At 35.8% G+C, this 22433-nt stretch carries 22 protein-coding genes, 2 tRNA genes and 1 pseudogene; 16 read left to right on the top strand and 9 right to left on the bottom strand.

The window, feature by feature from the left end:
• Positions 1-23: 23 nt before the first annotated feature.
• From LKL37_RS15055 to LKL37_RS15085, 7 genes are all read left to right on the top strand, one after another.
• Positions 24-683: a hypothetical protein gene (locus tag LKL37_RS15055; protein ID WP_431611337.1), complete on the top strand. Its 660-nt coding sequence runs from the start codon at positions 24-26 to the stop codon at positions 681-683.
• Between the two features lie 139 nt (positions 684-822).
• On the top strand, positions 823-2133 hold the full coding sequence (locus LKL37_RS15060) for a 2TM domain-containing protein (protein ID WP_431611338.1): 1311 nt from the start codon (positions 823-825) through the stop codon (positions 2131-2133).
• 4 nt (positions 2134-2137) lie between these two features.
• On the top strand, positions 2138-2443 hold the full coding sequence (locus LKL37_RS15065) for a 2TM domain-containing protein (protein ID WP_431611339.1): 306 nt from the start codon (positions 2138-2140) through the stop codon (positions 2441-2443).
• A gap of 51 nt (positions 2444-2494) precedes the next feature.
• Positions 2495-3064, top strand: a complete 570-nt coding sequence (locus tag LKL37_RS15070; RefSeq protein WP_431611340.1) for a methyltransferase family protein — start codon at positions 2495-2497, stop codon at positions 3062-3064.
• Between the two features lie 126 nt (positions 3065-3190).
• Positions 3191-3487, top strand: a complete 297-nt coding sequence (locus LKL37_RS15075; protein ID WP_431611341.1) for a 2TM domain-containing protein — start codon at positions 3191-3193, stop codon at positions 3485-3487.
• A 33-nt stretch (positions 3488-3520) separates the two neighbouring features.
• Positions 3521-3796, top strand: a complete 276-nt coding sequence (locus tag LKL37_RS15080; protein WP_431611342.1) for a 2TM domain-containing protein — start codon at positions 3521-3523, stop codon at positions 3794-3796.
• 60 nt (positions 3797-3856) lie between these two features.
• On the top strand, positions 3857-4600 hold the full coding sequence (locus LKL37_RS15085; protein WP_431611343.1) for a LytR/AlgR family response regulator transcription factor: 744 nt from the start codon (positions 3857-3859) through the stop codon (positions 4598-4600).
• A 133-nt stretch (positions 4601-4733) separates the two neighbouring features.
• On the opposite strand, the pseudogene LKL37_RS15090 reads toward LKL37_RS15085, so the two are convergent.
• Positions 4734-5959, bottom strand: a pseudogene (locus LKL37_RS15090) (DUF6051 family protein).
• A 190-nt stretch (positions 5960-6149) separates the two neighbouring features.
• Positions 6150-7046: a hypothetical protein gene (locus tag LKL37_RS15095; RefSeq protein ID WP_431611344.1), complete on the bottom strand. Its 897-nt coding sequence runs from the start codon at positions 7044-7046 to the stop codon at positions 6150-6152.
• Between the two features lie 115 nt (positions 7047-7161).
• Here LKL37_RS15095 and LKL37_RS15100 point away from each other — a divergent pair, with 115 nt between their 5' ends.
• Positions 7162-7893: a glycine-rich domain-containing protein gene (locus LKL37_RS15100; protein ID WP_431611345.1), complete on the top strand. Its 732-nt coding sequence runs from the start codon at positions 7162-7164 to the stop codon at positions 7891-7893.
• Between the two features lie 14 nt (positions 7894-7907).
• Positions 7908-8258: a hypothetical protein gene (locus tag LKL37_RS15105; protein WP_431611346.1), complete on the top strand. Its 351-nt coding sequence runs from the start codon at positions 7908-7910 to the stop codon at positions 8256-8258.
• Positions 8259-8320: 62 nt separating this feature from the next.
• On the opposite strand, the gene LKL37_RS15110 is transcribed toward LKL37_RS15105, so the two are convergent.
• Entirely contained in the window at positions 8321-8530 is a 210-nt protein-coding gene (locus LKL37_RS15110) for a hypothetical protein (RefSeq protein ID WP_431611347.1), read from the bottom strand.
• A gap of 504 nt (positions 8531-9034) precedes the next feature.
• Here LKL37_RS15110 and LKL37_RS15115 point away from each other — a divergent pair.
• Both LKL37_RS15115 and LKL37_RS15120 read left to right on the top strand, forming a co-directional pair.
• A complete protein-coding gene (locus LKL37_RS15115; RefSeq protein ID WP_431611348.1) occupies positions 9035-11266 on the top strand; it encodes a TonB-dependent receptor in 2232 nt (743 codons plus the stop codon).
• Positions 11267-11275: 9 nt separating this feature from the next.
• Positions 11276-12058 carry a DUF4249 domain-containing protein gene (locus LKL37_RS15120; protein ID WP_431611349.1) on the top strand — a complete coding sequence of 261 codons (783 nt, stop codon included), beginning with the start codon at positions 11276-11278 and terminating at the stop codon, positions 12056-12058.
• A 78-nt stretch (positions 12059-12136) separates the two neighbouring features.
• On the opposite strand, the gene mnmA is transcribed toward LKL37_RS15120, so the two are convergent.
• Complete coding sequence (gene mnmA, locus LKL37_RS15125; protein WP_431611350.1) at positions 12137-13324, bottom strand: tRNA 2-thiouridine(34) synthase MnmA; 1188 nt, start codon at positions 13322-13324, stop codon at positions 12137-12139.
• A 192-nt stretch (positions 13325-13516) separates the two neighbouring features.
• Here mnmA and LKL37_RS15130 point away from each other — a divergent pair, with 192 nt between their 5' ends.
• Positions 13517-14044 carry a hypothetical protein gene (locus tag LKL37_RS15130; RefSeq protein WP_431611351.1) on the top strand — a complete coding sequence of 176 codons (528 nt, stop codon included), beginning with the start codon at positions 13517-13519 and terminating at the stop codon, positions 14042-14044.
• Between the two features lie 158 nt (positions 14045-14202).
• Here LKL37_RS15130 and LKL37_RS15135 read toward each other — a convergent pair whose 3' ends face one another.
• Positions 14203-16740 (bottom strand): ATP-dependent Clp protease ATP-binding subunit, encoded by a 2538-nt coding sequence (locus LKL37_RS15135; RefSeq protein ID WP_431611352.1) that lies wholly within the window; start codon positions 16738-16740, stop codon positions 14203-14205.
• A gap of 151 nt (positions 16741-16891) precedes the next feature.
• On the opposite strand from LKL37_RS15135, the gene LKL37_RS15140 reads away from it, so the two are divergent.
• Genes LKL37_RS15140 through LKL37_RS15155 form a run of 4 tightly spaced genes read left to right on the top strand, consistent with a single transcriptional unit; the run spans position 16892 to position 19652 of the window.
• Complete coding sequence (locus LKL37_RS15140) at positions 16892-17116, top strand: uroporphyrinogen decarboxylase (RefSeq protein ID WP_288438332.1); 225 nt, start codon at positions 16892-16894, stop codon at positions 17114-17116.
• Positions 17116-18210 (top strand): glycosyltransferase, encoded by a 1095-nt coding sequence (locus tag LKL37_RS15145; protein ID WP_431611353.1) that lies wholly within the window; start codon positions 17116-17118, stop codon positions 18208-18210. Before LKL37_RS15140 ends, LKL37_RS15145 begins: the two co-directional genes overlap by 1 nt.
• 48 nt (positions 18211-18258) lie before the next feature.
• A complete protein-coding gene (locus LKL37_RS15150) occupies positions 18259-18678 on the top strand; it encodes a SufE family protein (RefSeq protein ID WP_431611354.1) in 420 nt (139 codons plus the stop codon).
• Positions 18679-18728: 50 nt separating this feature from the next.
• Positions 18729-19652, top strand: a complete 924-nt coding sequence (locus LKL37_RS15155; protein WP_431611816.1) for a glycosyltransferase family 9 protein — start codon at positions 18729-18731, stop codon at positions 19650-19652.
• On the opposite strand, the gene LKL37_RS15160 is transcribed toward LKL37_RS15155, so the two are convergent.
• The 4 genes from LKL37_RS15160 to LKL37_RS15175 all read right to left on the bottom strand — a co-directional run bounded on the left by LKL37_RS15160 (position 19642) and on the right by LKL37_RS15175 (position 22349).
• The gene (locus tag LKL37_RS15160; protein WP_431611355.1) at positions 19642-20763 is read right to left on the bottom strand and encodes a hypothetical protein; all 1122 of its coding nucleotides are present in this window, start codon (positions 20761-20763) and stop codon (positions 19642-19644) included. The genes LKL37_RS15155 and LKL37_RS15160 overlap by 11 nt on opposite strands.
• A 115-nt stretch (positions 20764-20878) precedes the next feature.
• Positions 20879-20953: transfer RNA gene (locus LKL37_RS15165), tRNA-Val, on the bottom strand.
• A gap of 34 nt (positions 20954-20987) precedes the next feature.
• Positions 20988-21062 (bottom strand) — tRNA-Val (locus tag LKL37_RS15170).
• A gap of 42 nt (positions 21063-21104) precedes the next feature.
• Positions 21105-22349 (bottom strand): bifunctional folylpolyglutamate synthase/dihydrofolate synthase, encoded by a 1245-nt coding sequence (locus LKL37_RS15175; RefSeq protein WP_431611356.1) that lies wholly within the window; start codon positions 22347-22349, stop codon positions 21105-21107.
• Positions 22350-22433 lie beyond the last annotated feature (84 nt).

Genomic DNA, 22433 nt, shown 5'->3' on the forward strand with positions numbered 1-22433 from the left:
ACTAACTTTTAAAATTTGATAATATGAAAAAATACCTTTTAAGCTTTGCTTTAGCTTTTGTGAGCTTAACAGCTTTTGCACAAGCAGATTATGACAAAATAATGACTGAAAAAATTGCAAAAATAGAAACCTGCAAAACATCTGAAGACTTCCAGGCTTTGGCCAATGATTTTCAGAGAATAGGAAGCAAAGAAAGTACAAAATGGCTTCCGGCATACTATGCAGCATTTTCTTATATCCAAAAAGGAAGAACACTGATGCGAGACGGAAAAATGCAGGAATTGGATGTCATTGCAGATCAGGCTGAGAAACATCTGTCTATGGCTCAGAATCTTGCCGGAGCAGATAATGCAGAAATTCATCTGTTGAGAAAAATGTCTTATTCTCTGAGAATGATGGTGAATCCTGCACAACGCTATATGACAGACGGGGCAAGAGCTGCTGAGGAAATGAATTCTGCGGAAAAACTAGATCCTACAAACCCGAGAATAGCGCTTATCAAAGCAGAAGATGTCTATTTTACTCCTGAACAATACGGAGGAAGCAAAACAAAAGGGCTGGAAATGTTTAAAGATGCTCAGGCAAAATTTAAGGCATACAAACCAAAAACGGCGTTAGATCCGAACTGGGGTAGAGGAGAAGCAGAGTATTTCTTAAGCTTGCCAACAGAAAAAGCGAAATAATTTTATCTATATTTCACTAAAAATCAACCTTCATTCGTGAAGGTTTTTTCATACCATTCAGGGATGAAAATAAGCCCTTCGGTAAGAATTAATTTTTGATACCTTTAATAAAAACTAATTTTGAGTCAAGAAAAAGATCATGAAACGTAAATACCTCATTATATTACTTTGGACATCATTAGGAACCACTTTGTTTTTCTTTTTGTTTTTTAATGAATGGACTTTGCATAATTTTCTTATTACGCTGCTCCTTTCAACCATGTATTCTTTTGTTCTGGGATTTGGAAACGGATTTATCAATGAATTTCTCAACAGGAAATTTCCCTGGTCTGAAGCAACACGGACGAGAGCGATTTTAAGTATCATTTCCATTATCATCGGGAATTTTATTCTGGTCTATTTCTGTAATTATATGAACTATGTTGTCATACAGGAAACGGCGACTACAGAAGAATTCTTTTCCTCAAAATATGGCACAACCAATTGGTTTATGATCAATATTGCCCTGTTGATTTCGGCTTTTCTTCATGCTAAAAGTTTCATGGAAGAACTGAAGAAGACTTCCAGAAAAGAAGTAGTAGAGCAGAAGCTTATCGCCAAATCGGCAAACGCCCAGTTTGAAAGTTTAAAGAATCAGCTGGATCCTCATTTCCTTTTCAATTCATTGAATGTTTTAAGCTCCCTGATTGATGAAAACCCACAACAGGCTCAAAAGTTTACGGCTTCAATGTCAAAGATTTACCGGTATGTACTTGAACAAAAAGATAAAGAACTGGTAACGGTGGAAGACGAAATAGAATTTGCTAAAACCTATTGTGATCTTTTGAAAACAAGGTTTGAAGACAGTGTAGATTTTACTTTTGATGTTGCTAAAGAAGACTATCAGAAATATGTAGTTCCATTGGCGCTGCAGCTTTTGTTGGAGAATTGTATAAAACACAATTTTGCAACATCATCAAAACCTTTAATCATCAGAATTTTTTCAGACGGAAATACACTCTGCATAGAAAATAACCTTCAGGTAAGAGAGCAGATTAAAGAAAGCTCAGGTATTGGTCTTGCTAATATTGTACAGCGCTATTCTCTGCTTACGGAACGAAATGTATTTATAGAAAAATCTGAAGATCATTTTAAAGTGAAACTGCCGATGCTTTTAGCTAAGCCGCATGTTTCCAGTGCAAAACCTGAAGATGAGTCTGAAGCTTACAAAAGAGCTCAAAAGAGAGTAAAAGAGATCAAGGGATTCTATAAAAATCTGATTTCTTACTGCACGGTGTGTTCCTTTTTAATCTTTATCAACCTCTTTACGAGCAGCAGAAATCAATGGTTCTGGTTTCCGGTGCTTGGATGGGGAATTGGGGTTGCTTCCCATGCCTTTCAGGTTTTTGGAGTAGGAGATTCGTGGCAGGAAAAGAAAATTCGTGAAATTATGAACAAACAAAAGAAATAACGTGATGGAAAGATTTGACGAAAACGATATTGACTATCAACGTGCCAGAAGGCAGGTAGAAAGACTGCGTGGGTTTTACGGACATTTATTTGCTTATGTTGCCGTGAATGCAATGATTGTGGTGTACAATTGCATGCATCTGAAACCCGGGGAAAGCTATTTTCAGTTTAAAAATTTTTTTACAGCCACTTTCTGGGGAATAGGATTGGCAGCACATGCTGTTACGGTTTTTCTGCCTCGTGTTAATTTTATCAGAAAATGGGAAGACAAAAAGATTAAGGAACTGATGGATAAACAGAAAGATCATTAAAAGGAACTCCCTTTTTTAAAACACTTTTAAGCTTAAAAACGTACTGAAAAAATGAACACCTTATCAACGCTGTTTTACATTTCAATGGCCGCCTGGTTTCTCAGTGAATTTCTTTATAAAAACATGCTGAAATCCGGCAAAGAAGATCAAAAGAATAAAGATAAATCTACTCTGAATATCCTATGGCTTGCCATTCCTTTTTCTATCGTAAGCTCAATTTTCATATCTTATAAAATTCATTTTCCGATTGCTGAAAGCAGCTGGATTCTTTATCTGGGAGAGTTTTTAATCCTTACCGGCATTGTTTTCAGATACATCATCATCAGATCATTGGGGAAATATTTTACGGTAGATGTTACCATCAGGCAGGATCATAAAATCAAAAAAGAAGGGTTTTATAAATACCTGAGACATCCTTCTTACGCTTTTTCTTTACTTACCTCTCTAGGCCTTGGTTTGTATTTGAATAATTGGCTGTCATTAATCTTCGCTTTTATGCCTCCGTTTTTAGCTTTTGCGTACAGAATTAAGGTGGAAGAGCAGGCTTTGATAGAACAGTTCGGAGATGAGTACCTTGAATACAGAAAAGGCACCAAGAAACTGATCCCATTTATCTATTAATGACACGTTTTTACGATTCGGATAGCATAATCTACCATTCGGTAATATAAAATTGATTGACGCCCTTTTCCTGAGCTATCTTTGATTCAAGAAAAAACAAATTAACCTTTTAAAAACAAAAACATTATGGAAATTTTACCAAATAAAGAGACGATTGCTTACAGAAAAGCTTCAAGAAGAGTAAAAGAATTAAAAGAGTTTTATGGAAACCTTACTTCTTATTGTGTAGTCATTCCATTTTTAGCCATATTGAACCTTGTGACTGCCCCTGGATACCTGTGGTTTTTATGGCCTGCACTAGGATGGGGAGTCGGAATTACATTTCATGCAATAAGTGTATTTGGAATTGGAAAAAGCTGGGAGGAAAGAAAAATAAAAGAACTGATGGAGAAAGAAGAAAAACAGAAAATAAAAACATTTTAAGTAATAATCATAACTAAAAAAACATACACGATCATGGACTACGAAACAGCCTGCACAAGAACCCGTAACATCAAAAAATTCTATAAAAGCCTTTTTATATTTGCCATCTTTGCTGTTCTTATCATTCCTGATGATATTTTTGGCGAAAAGATCGTTCACTTTAGATTATTTGACAGATATACCATCCTTGGAATCTGGGGATTTATTATCCTTATCAAAGCTATAAAATTGTTTCTTTTTGATTCAGAATGGGAAAGAAACATGATTGAAAAAGAACTCAGAAAAGAGAAAAAGCCAATAGATTATTAAAATCCGTCCGCTTTTATTTAACTTTATTTCCCAAAATCTGAAAACCAAAATTAAAGCTCAATGATCAAAACTGTCATTATAGAAGACGAAAAACCTGCTTCAAGGAAATTAGAAAGAATGCTGAGTAATTTTCCTGAAATAGAAGTAGTTGCAAAAATAGAGTCTGTAGAAGAAGGCGTGGCCTGGTTTTCCGAAAACGAGCATCCGCAACTGATCTTTTCTGATATTGTTTTAGGTGACGGATTGTCTTTTGATATCTTTGAGAAAGTGCCTACAAAAGGTTTTATTATCTATACGACAGCCTTTGATCAGTATACACTGAAAGCCTTTAAGCTGAACAGTATTGATTATCTTTTAAAACCTATTTTGGACGAAGATCTCGAAAGAGCAGTGGAGAAGTTTAAATCTTTCATTCCTGCTAACGATACGAACGGTTCTCAGGATATCAAGCAGCTGATCAGAAAAGAAAAATCCACACTTTCAAGGATTTTGGTTAAAATAGGGTATAATCTTAAAATCATACAGACTCCTGAAATAAGCTGTTTTTTCAGTGAGAATAAAATCGTCTACCTTCAGACGGAAGACCGTACTTATCCGTCAGATTTTACGTTGGATGAGCTGGAAGATGTTCTGGATGAGAAAAAGTTTTTCCGTGTAAACAGACAGTTTATCATAAGCTCAGATTATATCAAAAACATCCATACTTCACCTTATTACAAAGTGGAGCTGGAATTTCAGCCGGAAGAGGAAATTACGGTAAGCAGAGACCGTGTGAAAGATTTCAAAGACTGGCTCGTCAGTTGATCAATAAGGAAGATATCGGATCATGATTATTCCTGATTGTATACTTCCTCATAACTCAAAAAACTAACACCATGGATCTTATATTATTGATTTTTAAATTATTTCTTTCCCTCTTTTATAACTGAAAATAATATCAGGTATTATAAAAGTCAGTGGCAGATTGTACAAACTGCTGAAAGGCTTCCGTAACTTCTTTCTTATGTTTATGAGTAAGTGGAAACGGAACCATATGGGAATATTCAAACGGAAAATCCCTGATTTCAATATCTACATTGATATTTCTGTAGCCTCCCTGTAATGTATTTAATGCTTCTATTGGAGGAGCAACACGGTCTTTTTCCAGTACATAAGCTTTGATCTGAGACTGAATTTCATAAATTCTTTCTTCCCTTTCTTTTTGAAAATAATTATATCGGAGCATTTTTTTGAACCAGCTTTCCTGTGGATGCAGTTCTTCATTCTGATAATGTTTCAAACGGGGATCTGATTTGAAATCAGAACTTAACAGTTCCGTAAAGACAGACTGCATTTTAACCGTTGCCTGAGTATCCATGATGTATTTTGAAACCGGAAACATCCTGTCGATAGTCATTCCTCCACAAAAACAGAACACTTTAGATTGGGTAAAATAATGATGAGGATCTGCCATTTTGATAATCAGCGAAAGGAATGCTCCAATAGAATATCCAAATAAATCCAAACTTGCTTCTTTAGAAATACTCTTTATTTTGCCATTTTTAATATCCTTTACCACTTCCGTGATATCACAATAAGTCTGCAGCCCGGACCAGAAAATTCTCTGAGGATGTGCCTCCAATCTTGAACTTATCGCAGCATTCACATAGGAGTAATTCATATTTTCCGGATACTTTTTTTTCTGTAGCTCACCACTTCCATCATGTGATGACGGTCACTCCAGATCGGATCGGCACGGTCCATGTGAAAGGCAATAGGGAACAAGATAATGGCTTTTTGTGTTCTTTGGGCCAGTTCATATGCCCATGGCAGGTATTTATCCCATTTCTTTTCATTCAGTCCGTGGAAAAAAAACAGAGCTCCGTCAACTGTTTCTACATCTGCCCGCTTCAGAATATGATATTCAAACTTTTTATTGCATTCAATATCAAAATCCTTGATGTCTACAGCTGGCTGGCTGTAAAAGAGGTAGCCCTTTTCATTAATTCCGAGTGGTTGCTGATGTTTGCTGCAATGCTGGTGTTCTGAGCCGTAAAGCAGATCTGAAACCTTAGACTCAAAAGGAATTGATTCAATAGTAACATTCAGTTCTTTGATTTCAACCCTGCCTTTTCCGGAATCAAAATGACTTTTCAAAACTTCATACAATTCATAATATTCCATAGCAAGATGATTGAAGGGTTCATATTTAGAACTATCAAGTTAGAGAATTATTGCAGTAATTGACTGATTTTTAAGGCTTAAATATATTCTAGGCATAGGAGAAATACACAGATCCCGGAACGTGTGTTTTTCATAATGATATAATTACCTATGATCCTTTAATATCTAATATCTATTTTAATTAATATAACTACCTGTAATCAATACGGTTAGATTCAGTGTCTTCAAGTTGTTTAATAATAGATTCAGGAATCTCATCACTATCAATCGGGAAGCTGATAGAATCTGAAATAAAGTTTTTTCTCTCTGCTTTTCTGAAGATTTCAAACAAGGCAATCGGCTCCTGATTGAAACTGATGCAGGTGCTTATGAAGTGGATTTCGTGGAGTTTATAGTCTGGGTTTTTAAGTTTTTCTTTAATATCTTTTATTCTTGAAATAAAATGTCTCTGACGGATAAAAGTATTGCTGTTCATAATAATAAAAACATAATCCGAATAGGCGGTTACTTTGCCAAAATACTTATGATGATCACCACCGCTTCTTTCAATAAAATATTCTCCTGAAGTTTCGGATTTATAAATTTCCATTGCAGAACGCCATATACGGTCTTCTTTTGCCATTAAAGGATTATCCGGTAGATTTCTGTTATAAGAATACCAGCAGCCCACCAGACGATCTAAAAGAGATGTATTCAGGGTTACATTATTCATGTCAATTCTAAGATCATTAAAATTGAATGATTCTGTATTGGAATTAATGAAATCTATATAATTTGAATACCCCAGGACTTTGACAATCTGGCTTAGTTTAGCGAGATTGGGTCTACTCAGAACTGCATTTTCATTTTGCTTGAATTTCTTTAGTTTATTGATAATAAGGTGTTCATAAAGATAATTGTTCCCCAGAAGATCAGGTTCTTTTTTGATCTCTTTCTCAGAATGATCGTTGATAATCAGCTCATTCAGTTCAGAACTGATATAAGACCATTCAGTTTTTGTAACATCTTCCCAATGGTTTTTTTTTAAAAACTGACGGCTTAAGAAAGTCATAAGCTTTTCAAGATGCAGAATATCTTCCTTTTTCATGGCATGTATTTTATAAGACTAATTTAAGATTTTTATCAAACCAAAAAAGACTTTTGAGAGACTTTTATATTTTAAAATCCATTGATATTTGAATAGAAAAACAAAAATCAAAACAATGGAAACAAAAATGGTATTAAAAGACGAATCCCTTTGGAGCCGAATCCAGGAATTTTCTCTGGATGCTCCCGGTGTTGATTTTCCTTTCTCAAAAAAACTGGCCAAAGAAGAAAGCTGGAGCCTTGATTTTGCAAGAAAAGCAATTGAAGAGTACAAAAAGTTTGTTTATCTCTGCTGTATTCTTCCCAATGGTGCATCTCCCAGCGAAATCGTGGATAAAGTATGGCATATGCATCTGATTTATACTCAGAATTACTGGGAGGAATTCTGTCCACATATTTTAAAAAGGCCGCTTCATCATCATCCTTCTAAAGGAGGAATTTCGGAGAGAGAAAAACACAGGAACTGGTTTGATGACACCCTGATAAGCTACCGGAAAGTATTTCAGCAGGATGCGCCGGAAGAAATCTGGAAAGAGTTTAAGAAGAAGTCTAAAGTACGATCCTGGCTAAAAAGAATGGTTTTTTTTGCTCCGATCTTTGGGTTACTCCTTTTATTCTCATGTACAGAAGGGAGTAGTTTTACGGGATTGCTGGTCACAGGAGTAATATTTACCATTATTTTCATCCTTGGAACTATTGCATCAATAGTAGGAGACAGCGATGTCACAGATCCTAATAGAAAAGATAAGCAGAATAATGATGGAGGAGGAAGCTGCGGGGGCTCGGGCTGCAGCGGAGGCGGTGGTTGTGGAGGCGGTTGTGGGGGATGCGGTGGCTGTGGCGGATAAAAAAATTAATAATTATGAAAAAACTCATTATTCATTCAGCTCCGGTTATCATAAGCTTTACATGGCTTGTGGCAGTATATCAGACATATAATCCGGTTGTTCTTAAAGGACCAGACTTTCTGAAGTTTTATCTCATCCTGATTATCGGATTCTACATTTCAATTTTTATTTTAAATTCTTTGAAAGAAACCATTTCAAGAACAACCCTTTGTTTCGCAGGTCTTATTTTCTTCTTTGGAATAATCAAACTGATCAGAGGAGTCATATTAGGGAAACCTGTTGGATTTCTGATCATGATTTTAATAGTAGAAGTTATTGTTATATTGACTTTTATGTTGAATCATATCAATAAAAAGACGAAATAAATACCTATTGAAAAACAAACCCGAAACAAAGATGTTCCGGGCTTTATGATGTTTAGTTGAGATTAAATATCTTTCTTTTTCTTTTTTACGGGCTGATAACCATATTTTCGAACCATAACGGAAGTAAGGACTACCAAAATAAGACTGATTGCAATATTTGAATTTTCAGGATGCACAATGGCCTGATAAAAGTTATAGCCGAAAATGGCAGAAACAATTGTAATCAGAATATTGTTTACATAAGCATACTGGTTTTTTGTAGATGTTTTCATAGTAGTATTTTTTATTGTTTTACTTAGTAAGTATAACAATCTGAAATCTGTTACAAAAAAATCATTCTTCCTTACATTTTAATCTAAATGCCTTTTTTGTATTGAAAATATTTATTTTTTCATTGATGATAAGTAAAACTTTAATTTCAAGAAATGCTTTTCACAGGTATTTTCAGCAGAGTTTTCAGAGCTCATATGCCATATGCTGAAGTAGGGTTTTATATTATTTCTTCAAATTCGTTAAAAAAATTAACGAATTCTGTATGCGGAAATAGAAAGCAGTTAAATTATTGTTAATTTATTAATATAAAGGATATATTGACTAATTGTTAAAAACGATTTTGAATATAACTTGGAATGATATTTAGTCTTTTTGGTTGAAAAAAATATATTTATGGCTGTTTTTGGCTAAAAAAATACCATTTATGCTGGAAAATATGATTTTTCACCACGGATAGAAGGTTTTTGGAATTTAAATATACTTTTGCGCAAAAATGACGAAAAATGATTCGAATCACCACTTCTACTATTTTATTGTCTGCTTTTTCCTATGCCCAAAATATTTATCCCGTCAGCGGGGTGGTAAAGGATAGGGATACGGGGGAATTAATTTCCGGAGCAGTAATTAAAATAAAAGAGAAATCTGAAATTAATGTACAGTCCAATGAGTATGGTTTTTATTCCTTATCATTGCCTGAAGGCGATTATACGCTGCTGATTAGCTATTCTAACCGTAAGAACGACAGCAAAGAAATCCATCTGCATGAAACAATAAAAATAGACTGGGATCTGATAAAAGAAGAAACTCTTATTGAGGAGGTACAATTGAAAAAGAATAAAACTGTGGTCTCTACCAGATCTAAAACGGGAGGTGAAATTCTGGATGTAGAAGGTATTTCAAAATTGCCAGTTTTATTGGGAGAAAAAGATATTTTGAAAACAATACAGTACTTGCCCGGTATAAGCTCCCAGGAAGGAAGATCTGGCTTTAGTGTAAGGGGAGGCAGTCCTGATCAGAACCTTATGCTGGTAGATGAAGCACCGGTTTTCAATAACTCTCATTTGCTGGGTTTCTTTAGTACATTTAATAGTGATGCACTGAGAAATGTGACCGTTTATAAAGGTAACATTCCCTCCCAATATGGAGGAAGGTTATCATCGGTGGTCGATGTGAAGATGAAGGAAGGAAATAATCAGACATATAATGTGAGTGGAGGTCTGGGACTTGTAAGCAGCAGACTGAGCGTTGAAGGTCCTATTCAGAAAGGAAAATCGTCTTTCATTATATCCGGGAGGCGAACTTACGCAGATCTTTTTATACCACCGCAAAATGGATCAAAAATTAAATTGAATTTTTATGATCTTAATGCAAAGGCTAATTTTCAGATTAATAAAAATAATAGCATCCATTTATCCAGCTATTTTGGCAAAGATGTCTTAGCTTTTGAAGAATTCAATAATGATTGGGGAAATACAGCTGCAACTCTTAGATGGAACAGTATTATAAGCAGCAAATTATTCTCAAATACTTCTTTGATTTACAGTAATTACGGATATAAAACAACGGTTCAGAATAATAATGATGAATTTGTAGAAATAAAACCAAATATCAGAAATATTGGTATCAAGCAGGATTTCACTCATTATGTTGGTCTAAAACATACCTTACGTTATGGCCTCCAGACCTCTCAATATTTTTTCTCTACACGAGATCTTCCTGAAGCTATAACTTCCAGCTTTCTGAGAAATAATAGGACAATGTGGGAAAACGCACTCTACATTAATGATGATTATAAACCGAATGATAAGCTATTCATCAACTATGGCTTGAGGGCATCACTGTTTTCTTCAAACAGAAAAAATATGGATAATATAGGGAATGATTTTAATAAAAGTTATTTCAATATCGAGCCCCGAATTGTTGTTGGATATAATTTTAATGAAAACAATACTTTAACCTTAGGATATAATAGAAATACCCAAAATATATATACGCTGAACAGTCTCAATGGAGCTCTTAATAATGATTTGTGGATGGATGTGAGAAAACCTCAGATTGCTGATCAGATGAACGTTGGGTTTACTAAAAAGTTCAAAGGCGGATATGAATTGAGTACGGACGTCTTTTACAAGAAAATGTCAAATCTTGTTGATTATAAAGACGGTGCTGAAATCAATATTCTGGATAATATAGAGCAAAATCTGGCTTATAATGGGAAAGGAAGGGCTTATGGATTGGAAATTATGGCCAAGAAAACGACAGGAAAACTTACAGGTTGGTTTTCATACACGTTATCCAAAACTCAGAGACAAAATGATGAGATCAATAATGGTGGCTGGTATAATGCTACCTATGACAGAACACATAATTTGTCCTTGGTCGCCAATTATCAATTGAGTCCGAAATGGACACTATCCGGAGCATTTGTCTATGCTACGGGTAATGCGATGACCTATCCGGGAGCAAAATATGTGATAGATGGCCGAAGTTACCTTCAGTATGGAGAAAGAAACGGAGGGCGTATACCAGCATCACACAGATTGGATATCAACGCAACCTACGAACCAAAAACTGATAAAAGGTTCAAAAGCTCATGGTCATTCGGGATTTATAATGTTTATGGAAGACATAATCCATACAGCATTTCCTTTGAAGGGAACCAAGGTATTGTTAGGCCTAAGCAGACCTCTTTTGTTTCATGGGTTCCCAATATAACGTACAATTTCAAATTCTAAATTTTACCGATGAAAAATATAAAATACCTGGCAGTCTTTCCGATTGTATTTTCTCTGTTGAGCTGTTTTGATGAAAGATATATAGACCTGCCTTTAAAAGACTTGAGCGGAACCATAGTGATTGAAGGAAACGTTACGGATAAAAGCGGGCCTTACAGGGTGAAAGTCACCAGGTCTGAAAAAATTAATGCTACATCATATCCGAAACCGGTTACAGATGCTATTGTTGTCATCAGTGATAATCATGGGCAATCCGATACTTTAAAATATGCTGAGGGAGAATACAGAACAACCCATCTTACGACCCAGTACGGAGATGTTTATACCCTTTCTGTAACTGTAGATGGTGTTGCCTATAATGCAATGAGCAAAATGCCTGAATATGTAGAATTTACAGCGTTAAAACAAAAGGATATACCTAACGAATATTACATTGAAAAAAAAGTGATTCCGGTTTTTACAGATCCTGAGGTAAAAGGGAATTATTATTTGTTTAAATCTCAAGAATACAGTAGCATAGAAAAGATTACTCTGTTTTCTGATTATTCGGTAAACGGGCAGGTAAATAATAGAACGCTTAATGGCACAAATTACAGCAAAAATAGGAAAGTGAAAGTAGAAATGCAGTGCATAGATGAGGCTGTTTACAACTATTTTAAAGCTCAGAATAACCCGGATAATCCTGAATCTAATACCACTGTTTCTGCAAATCCGCCAAGTAATATCAGCAATGGAGCGCTGGGGTATTTTTCAGCCCATACGACTGCTGAAAAGGAAATTATTATTCAATAAATATTGAGACTAAAATAAAAAGAGACCTGAAAATAATTTTCAGGTCTCTTTTATTCTGATATGTTTATTGCTGTTTTTCTAAGCAATTACTCCGCTGCCAATCAATTCATCATCAATATACCATGATGCGAACTGTCCTTCTGCAATCGCAGACTGAAGCTCATCAAATTCAACATACAAAGCATTTTCAAACTGAAATAGAGTTGCTTTCTGCAAAGATTGTCTGTATCTGAATCTCGCCAAAACTTCCATGGATTCTCCATTTTGAAGCTTCATATCTTCACGTACCCAGTGAAGCTCAGCATTGTCTACTTTCAAGGCTTTTTTGTGAAGTCCCGGGAAATGACTTCCTTCCCCCACAAAAATGATATTGTTTTCCATGTCTCTTGAAACGATAAAGCAGCTTTCTTTATGACCGCCTATACCAAGACCTCTACTTTGTCCGATGGTAAAAAACTGGGCCCCCTGATGTTTCCCGATTACTTTTCCGTCAGATTTTTTATAATTGATTTTTCTTGATAAAAACTCAAGTTCTTCTTCTTTAGATGCAAACTCAGGTTTTTCTTCCGAAAATAAAGGAGAATCTTTGAAAATTTCTACAATTTCACCCTCATTGGGCTTTAATTGTTGCTGTAAAAATTGAGGAAGACTTACTTTTCCGATAAAACACAATCCCTGAGAATCTTTTTTATCAGCAGTTACCAATCCAATTTCTTTTGCAATTTCTCTTACCTGAGGCTTTGTAAGTTCCCCAATAGGAAATAATGCTTTAGAAAGCTGGTCCTGGCTTAGCTGGCATAGGAAATAAGACTGATCCTTATTGTTGTCTTTCCCGGCAAGAAGATGGAAAATTTCCTTCCCGTTTTCATCAAAAGTAGAATTTACCCTTGCATAATGTCCTGTAGCCACTTTATCGGCACCCAAAGACATTGCGGTCTTCATAAATACATCGAATTTTACTTCTCTGTTACATAATACATCAGGGTTGGGTGTTCTTCCTTTTTGATATTCGTCAAACATATAATCAACAATACGCTCTTTGTAAAGTTCACTCATGTCTATCACCTGGAAAGGAATTCCAAGCTTTTGTGCCACCATAAGGGCATCATTACTGTCCTCAATCCAGGGACATTCATCTTCTAATGTTACGGAAGCATCGTTCCAGTTTCTCATGAATAAAGCCACTACTTCATGGCCTTGCTGCTGCAGCAAATAAGCTGTAACACTAGAATCTACACCTCCGGAGAGGCCTACTACTACTTTCATTGTATTTCAATTTTACGGAACTCTTAACGGGAGTCCTTAGTTTGATGCGGCAAAAATACGATTAATAAAGTCGTAAAAAAACCATAATTTTAAACATTGATAAAAACAATAGAATAACCAATCACATTTTTATCAGTCTCTCTGCAGATGGAAACAGAAGAGTATATAATTTTAAAACAATAAATAGGAGATATGAAAAAGTTTATTATTTCTATGATGCTGATAGCTTCAGGCTCAGTTTTTCCCCAGGTTTCATTAGGTACACAGGCACAGGAAATCAACAGATGGACGTTTGGAGGAGGTATCGGATTAGGATTCGGGAGTAATAGTTCATTTAATCTGCAGGCTTCACCAAGAGTAGGTTACAGACTTACAGAAGATCTTGAGGCTGGAGGGATAGGAAGTGTTTCCTGGCAGACCTCCAATTCTTATAAATCTACAATGTTCGGAGTAGGGCCGTTTGTTAATTATTATTTTGCCAGATCATTTTATGTAGGAGCCAATTATCAACATTTCTTTATCAATTATAAAGACAAATATTACGATTATAAATACAATACAGAAGAAAATGCTTTATATCTGGGAGGAGGATATATGCAGAGAATCGGGAATAATTCCTTTATGCAGCTGGGGTTGATGTACAATGTGCTTTGGAAGCAGAATTCCAGTGTATTTACTAGCGGATTGATCCCGAATATTGGTTTCGTAGTGGGACTTTAATTTTATCAATAGGAACGGGCTATTATCCTGAGCTTAGCCGAAGGGAGCCCGTTCAATACAATATTGAAATACCATTGGCTTTAGCCAAAACTTATAAAAACAAAAATCCCCGGGAAATTTCCCGGGGATTTTCTATTTGAATTAAATTATGTATTCAATTATGATTGAGAGGATTTCTCAGCGGCTGATTTCTTAGCCTTCTGCGTTTTTCCGATCAATCCGTCTTTAGCCTCATTAAGGTCAAGAACTACAGTTTCTCCTTCATTCAATTGCTTGTTTACCAGCATTTCTGCCAATAAATCTTCAATGTATTTCTGGATCGCACGTTTCAATGGTCTTGCACCAAAATCTTTATCCCATCCTTTTTCAGAAATAAAGTCTTTAGCTTCTTCAGTAAGATCTACTTTATAGCCTAATTTTTCAAGTCTGCCATACAATTTGTTCAGTTCAATATCAATGATTTTCTTGATATCATCCTGTACAAGAGAGTTGAAGATCACAATATCATCAATTCTGTTTAAGAATTCAGGAGCAAATGCTTTTTTAAGAGCACTTTCAATCGTACTTCTCGCTCTGGTATCTGAACTGGTCTTCTTAGCAGAAGTTCCGAATCCTACACCGTCTCCGAAGTCTTTAAGATCTCTTGTTCCGATGTTTGAAGTAAGAATAATGATGGTATTTCTAAAATCAATTTTTCTTCCTAAACTGTCTGTAACGTGTCCTTCATCCAAAATCTGTAACAGAATATTGAATACATCAGGGTGAGCTTTTTCAATCTCATCCAAAAGCACTACCGCATAAGGTTTTCTTCTTACAGCTTCTGTTAATTGACCACCTTCTTCGTATCCTACGTATCCCGGAGGCGCACCAACCAATCTTGAAACGGCAAATTTCTCCATGTATTCACTCATGTCAATTCTGATCAGAGATTCGTCTGATTCGAATAGTTCTCTTGCCATTACTTTAGCCAATTCGGTCTTACCAACCCCGGTTGTTCCAAGGAAAATAAAAGTACCGATAGGACGGTTAGGATCTTTAAGACCAGCTCTGTTTCTTTGAATAGCTTTCACTACTTTCTTCACAGCATCTTCCTGACCGATCACTTTTCCGTTTAGCTTCTCATCCATTTGGGCAAGTTTGTCAAGCTCGTTCTTACCAACTTTCGTTACCGGAACGCCGCTCATCATAGAAACCACTTCTGCTACATTTTCTTCCGTTACGGTTTCTTTTTTCTCTTTTACATCCTTATCCCATTTTTCCTGAGCAGCATTCAGTTCCATCTGAAGACGTTCCTCTTCATCTTTCAACTTTCTTGCTTCAAGGTAGTCCTGAGCTTTTACAGCTTTCTGTTTCAGTTCTTTAATATCTTCGATTTTCTTTTCAAAATCAATGATTTCTGTAGGAACCTTCATATTCTTGATATAAACACGGGATCCTGCTTCATCCATAGCATCAATAGCTTTGTCTGGTAGGAAACGGTCTGTAATATATCTTGATGTCAAATTGACACAAGCCAGAATTGCTTCCGGAGTATATACTACATTATGGTGTTCTTCGTATTTGTCTTTGATCTGATTCAAAATCTGAATGGTTTCATCAATAGAAGTCGGTTCCACCATTACTTTCTGGAATCTTCTTTCTAAAGCTCCGTCTTTTTCAATATACTGACGGTACTCATCCAGGGTAGTTGCCCCGATGCATTGAATTTCACCTCTTGCCAAAGCTGGTTTGAACATATTGGAAGCATCTAAACTTCCTGTAGAACTTCCAGCTCCTACAATTGTATGAAGCTCATCAATGAATAAAATGACATCTCTGTTTTTCTCCAGTTCTGTCATAATAGCCTTCATTCTTTCTTCGAACTGACCACGGTATTTGGTTCCGGCAACTAAACTTGCCAGATCTAACGTAATCACACGTTTTCCGTAAAGAACTCTCGACACTTTTTTCTGTTGAATTCTTAATGCTAAACCTTCGGCGATGGCAGATTTACCAACTCCCGGCTCCCCGATAAGAAGAGGGTTGTTTTTCTTTCTACGTGATAAAATCTGAGAAACTCTCTCAATTTCTTTCTCACGCCCGATCACTGGGTCCAGTTTTCCATCTCTAGCCAAAGAAGTAAGGTCTCTACCAAAGTTATCCAATGTAGGGGTTTTACTTTTTGCAGAACCTAGATTTCCTGTAGGCTTTCTCATTTGCTCAAATTCTTCTCTCTCATCATCATCATCGTAAGCACTCATTTGTGGTGACTGCCCTGAATTTTTAAGCATAGTCTGGTATTCTCTTGAAACTCCTTCATAGTCGATGTCATAAGCTCCCAGAATATTTGAAGTAGGATCCTCATATTTATAAAGAATACCTAAAAGCAGGTGAACGGTATTAATTTCATTGCTTTTATATTGACGGCATTCTAACTCTGCACGTTTAATGGCATGATCTGCCATCTTAGTGAAAGAAATATTGGTAACCTCTTCAGAAATAGGATTAAGACTTGCTGTATTTAAAGTTTCAATTTTTCTTCTGATTTGTGTTAAATCCGCATTAAGGTTTTGAAGGATTTCTTTTGCAGAGTTTTCCGTTTTTATAATACCTAAAAGTAGATGTTCTGTATTAAGAAATTCACTTTTCAGCCTTTTAGCTTCGCTTTTGCTTTGTTTGAACACCTGGCTCAAACCTTGTGAAAACTTATAATCCATAATATATCTCATTAGAACAAAGGCAACATTACCTTTTATTCATTATCTAAATTACAAATATTTTACCAAAAATCAATTAATGACTTTATGGCAGAAAAAATTTTATTATCTTATTGAAAATGATTAAGTTTGTTTACCCTAAATTTTTCCCATGAATAGTGAAATTACCACTTATATAGGCTACTCTGCCTCCCTTTTTATCGTATTGAGTTTCATACTGAAAGATGTAAAAAAAATTAGGGTAGTTAACATGATTGGCTGTATTTGTTTTGTCATTTATGGGATCTTTAATGGGATGCTTTGGCCGGTAATCATCCCAAATGGGCTAATTTGTTTCATTCAGATCTATTATTTAATACTAGATAAGAAAGATTGATGAAAAAAAAAATAATAGTATCTGCCTTTAGTAATCTGTATACCGATCAGCGAATTGAAAAGGTATGCAAAACCCTTTTTGATAACGGATATCCTATAGAACTGATCGGAAACGACTGGGATGGAAATGAGAAAATGGATCGTCCTTATCTTTTTTCCAGAATAGGATTGAAGTCAAAAAGTCTAAAGACCGCTTATTTTGAGTTCAATTGTAAATTATATAAAGAACTGAAGAAAAAAGCGGACAAAGATACTATCCTTCATGCCAATGACATAGATGCACTTCTGCCAAATTATCTCATTGCCAAAAAACTGAATATTCCTTTAGTCTTTGACAGTCATGAAATTTTTACGGAAATGCCATCAGTACAAAACAGATTTTCACAGAAATTCTGGAGAGTGCTTGAAAAAAAGCTGGTTCCTCATGTGAAGTTTATGATGACAGAGAGTGAAAGCTATGCAGAATGGTTTCATGAAAAGTACAATGTCAACCCGATTGTTGTAAGAAATATTCCGAGAAAAATACTTTCTGTTCCTGAAATTCCAGACAATCATCCTAAAATTATTCTGTATCAGGGAGCAATCAATCAATCCCGGGGGATTGAGAAAATGATCGTTGCCATGCATCATATTAAAGATGCTGTTTTGAAAATTGCCGGAGACGGACCGAAGAAAAAAACATATGAAGAGCTTGTTGTTCAGGAAAAGCTACATGATAAAGTCATTTTCCTTGGTAAACTGAAACCGGAAAACCTTAGAGAAATAACCAAGACAGCAGATGTGGGATTCAGTCTTGAAGAAAATAACGGAGTTAGTTATTATTATTCTCTTCCTAATAAAGTTTGCGACTATATTCAGTCCAGAGTACCGCTTGTCATGATTAATTTCCCGGAGATGCAGCGAATAAGAAATCAGTTCAATGTAGGAGAAATAATCACGGATCATCAACCTGAAACGATTGAGAAGGCAATTAATCTTGTTCTTGAGAGAGGAAGGCTGTATTATCAGAGTGAATTGAATAAAGCGGCGGATGTATTTTGCTGGGAGAATGAGGAAACAAAAATCCTACAACTTTTTGAAAAAGCATCTCATTAATAAATTTTACAAAATTGGTTATCTTTGCACAAAGAAATTTGATTTAAAATGACCATTAAAGAAAAACAGCAGGAAATAATCGACGAATTCGCTTTTCTTGAAGACTGGGAGCAAAAGTATGAGTACATCATTGATCTTGGAAAAGAACTGAAGGGCTTACCGGAAGACAGGAAGACAGAAGAAAATCTGATTAAAGGCTGCCAGAGCAAAGTTTGGATTGATGCCGAATTTAAAGAAGGGAAGCTTTTCTTTAATGCTGACTCTGATGGTATTTTGCCAAAAGGAATCGTTTCTCTTTTAGTAAGTATTTATAGTGGACATTCCACTCAGGAAATACTGGATTCTGATTTTGATTTTATTGCAGAAATAGGATTACAGGAATTCCTTTCGCCATCCAGAGCCAATGGATTAATGGCAATGACCAAGCAGATCAAGTTTTATGCAGTTGCCTATCAACTGAAATCATAACCGTGACCAGAATTTTAGCATATCGTTTTTCCGCATTCGGAGATGTTGCGATGACAGTGCCTGTCTTCAGAGAATTTCTGGAGCAGAACCCCGGTGTGGAAATTATTATGGTTTCCAGGAAAAATTTTGAAGCCTTATTTGACGGCATTCCCAACATAACCTTTAAGGGGATTGATCTTGATGATTATAAAGGTCTCTTTGGGCTAAGTAAACTGAGTAACGAGCTGATAAAGGAGTTTAATCCGGACTGTATTGCCAATCTTCATGATGTAATCCGAACTAAAATTTTAGACAGAATATACAGAAGGAAAGGGCTTAAGGTTTTCAAAATAGATAAAGGAAAAGAGGAAAAAGAACACCTTACAGACGTTTGGAATTTGGAGAAAATACAGCTGAAAAAGACGGTAGAACGTTATGCTGACGTTTTTCGAAATATGGGATTCAAAGTGGAGCTGTCACATGCATTAAAACCACTTTGTGAGCATAAATCGGGAATTGGATTTGCTCCTTTTGCCCAACATAAGGGAAAAATGCTTCCTTTGGAGAAATCCTACGAACTGGTCAGAATTCTGGCTAAGAAACATACTATATATTTCTTTGGTGGAGGTAAAAAAGAAAAAGAAACCCTTGAAAAATGGGAGCGTGAGATTCCTAATACAAAAAACCTTGCAGGAACATTAAACCTTACGGAAGAACTCAATCATATTGCCGAACTGGAACTGATGATTTCTATGGATTCTGCTAATATGCACCTTGCGAGTCTTGTAGGAACGAGATGTGTCTCTATTTGGGGAGCGACTCATCCTTACGCCGGGTTTTTAGGATTCGGGCAGAGTGAAGAGGATGTTGTGCAGGTGAAAGATCTTACCTGCAGACCATGTTCTGTTTTCGGGGATAAAGAATGTTACCGAGGAGATTGGGCCTGCCTTGAGGAGTTTAATATCCAGAAAGTGGTTGAGAGAGTTAATTTTTAAAAATAATCTTTACAATTTCTTCAGCTTTAGCTTTGTCGGAGTGTGTTTTTTCTAAAATTTCCTTCCTGTTTTCAGCAGCATCATAATCTTTTTCAGCTGAGGTGATGATTTTCTGGCGAATTTCGTTTATGTCAGCTCCATACAGGCATAAACCTGTCAAAACTGGGTCGTCTGTGATATTTCCGTTGATAATAACAAAACGGCTGTTGTAAAGGGTGTTAAATAGTTTCACTTTGGTGCCTGAATTCTGGTATGAAACCAAAATATTTCCGTGGGCATTTTCCAGAAGATGATGAAGTTTCTCTGTAGTTTGAATAGGAGTGAGGCTAATGTTCGCAACTTCAGAAATTTTCCTTTTAATATCTTCACTGGCACGGTCGGAAGCCACAACTAATTGATATTGGGGAAGGGTTTTAAATAAATCAATAGTTTCGTTCAGTGCTCTTTTGTTGTCAGCAGTCGTAAGATCTCCGTGAAAAAGAAAATAATTTCCTTTTTTATTTAATTGCTTTACCGATTGGTTGCCATGAAAAATGTGAATCAATTGTGCATTTTCAGAATACGTTTCTACTTCTTTATATTCCTTTTCTGACAGGCAGAAAACGGCTTCAAATTTCTTTAACAATTTTTTCTGATATCTGATATATTTTAAAGATTCAATTCTGTAAATAATCTTTTTGAATAGATTCTTTTCTGATAAAGAAAGCCCTTTATAGTACTCTGTTTCGTTATTGTGGTAACGGAGATAGAGCTTGTGGTTGTTATCTTTCAGAAACTGTATAATATGGGCTGTCTGTAAGCCTTCGAACAAGATGGGGGCTTTATCCCTTTCAAGGTTTTTAAGAAGAACTTCAGAATTTCTGATGGCAGCAGCGAAAGGCGTTCCTGAAAAATAGAGTAGTGGATTCTTTTTCTTTTTATAAAAAAATACATTTTCCGTAATCTCTTTGATCTCCACATCAATCTTGCCAGGAATCTGATCTATAAAACAATGAAGGTGAATTTTTATTCCCAAATCAGACAAAGCCTTAATCTTATAATATACATCAATAATACCACCATAAGAAGGAGGGTAGGGATAATTGAATGATATGATATGGAGCTGCTTCACGTAGGACAAATTCAAATGCAAGCAAAGGTAGATAAATATAAGGAAAAGCGGAGGTGAAGCTATAAATTACTTAGGGATAAAATAAAAAAATCCCCCAATAAATTGAGAGATTTTGTGGGCCCTGAGGGATTCGAACCCCCGACCCTCTGGGTGTAAACCAGATGCTCTGAACCAACTGAGCTAAGAGCCCTGAAATTTTTTGAAAGGCTTCAGTATCCTTTTTGTGGGCCCTGAGGGATTCGAACCCCCGACCCTCTGGGTGTAAACCAGATGCTCTGAACCAACTGAGCTAAGAGCCCCTACAACTTGTTTCCTCGTTTAGAGTGGTGCAAATATACGACTTATTCGGAAATCTCCAAATTTTTTTCTAAAAAATCTCCCACAACAAAGTTGCTTCCGCCGATAAAAATCATTTCTTCGTTTGTACATCGTTCTTTTGCAGTGAGATACGCTTCCTGTACAGAATCAAAAATTTTATAAAAAATTTTCGCCTCCTGAAGCAGATTTTCATAATCTTCCGGGTGTCTCCCCCTGTTGACAGATGGTTTAGCAAAATAAAACTCAGAATTTTCAGGAAGTAAATTCATCACATCATCTATTTTTTTGTCATTCACAAACCCCAAAATGACATGCTTGTGGCGGTTAATTGAATTTAATTGTGAAAAAACATACTCCAATCCTGCCTGATTGTGTCCCGTGTCACAAATAGTAAGCGGATTTTTTGAAAATTCAAACCAACGGCCAATAAATCCTGTATTCTGATGAACATGAAGAAGTCCGTTTTTAAGAGCTTCATCAGAAATATGTACTTCCAGTTTTTTTAATTCTTCTACTGCTGCCAGTACAACTCTGATATTTTTCTTCTGATAATTTCCATTTAGATCAGATTCAAGATTTGTATTAATAAGAGCAGCATCTATAAACGGAGCATTTTCTTTAATTGCTTTCTCAATGATGATATTTTTAACAGCTTCATTCTCATCACCGGAAATGATAGGGATGTTGTTTTTAATAATTCCTGCTTTCTCAGCCGCGATTTCTTCAATGGTGTCTCCCAGAATATTCTGATGATCCAGCTGCACATTCGTAATGGCAGAAATCAATGGAGTAATAATATTTGTTGAATCCAGTCTTCCTCCCAATCCTACTTCAATAATTGCAAAATCTACCTGCTGCTGATAAAAGTACTCAAAAGCCATGATCGTAGTAAACTCAAAGAAAGAGGGGCGGATGTCTTCAGGAATAGTTTTCAGTTTTTGAATAAAATCAAAGACAAATTCCTTATTACAGTTTTTACCGTTTACCTTAATACGTTCTGTGAAGTCTATAAGGTGTGGAGAATTGTATAATCCTGTTTTATAACCAGCTTCCTGAAGTACAGACGCCAGCATATTGCTTGAAGAACCTTTTCCGTTGGTTCCTCCAATGTGGATGCATTTGATCTTATCCTGAGGATTTCCAAAGAAAGCACAAAGCTTTGTAATATTGTCTAATCCGGGTTTATAAGCCTTCTGACCATCTATCTGGTAGTTGGGCATCTGCACGAAAAGCCAGTCGATAGCTTCCTGATATTGTTCGTTTGTCATGATACAAAATTCCCAAAAGTTTTTTTAAAATAAAATATAATTTTTCAATCTGTAACTTTTTTATATTTAATTCGTCTAATATTG

Origin of the sequence: Chryseobacterium sp. 'Rf worker isolate 10' (assembly GCF_050753305.1) — a bacterium.
In the GTDB taxonomy this organism is placed as follows: domain Bacteria; phylum Bacteroidota; class Bacteroidia; order Flavobacteriales; family Weeksellaceae; genus Chryseobacterium.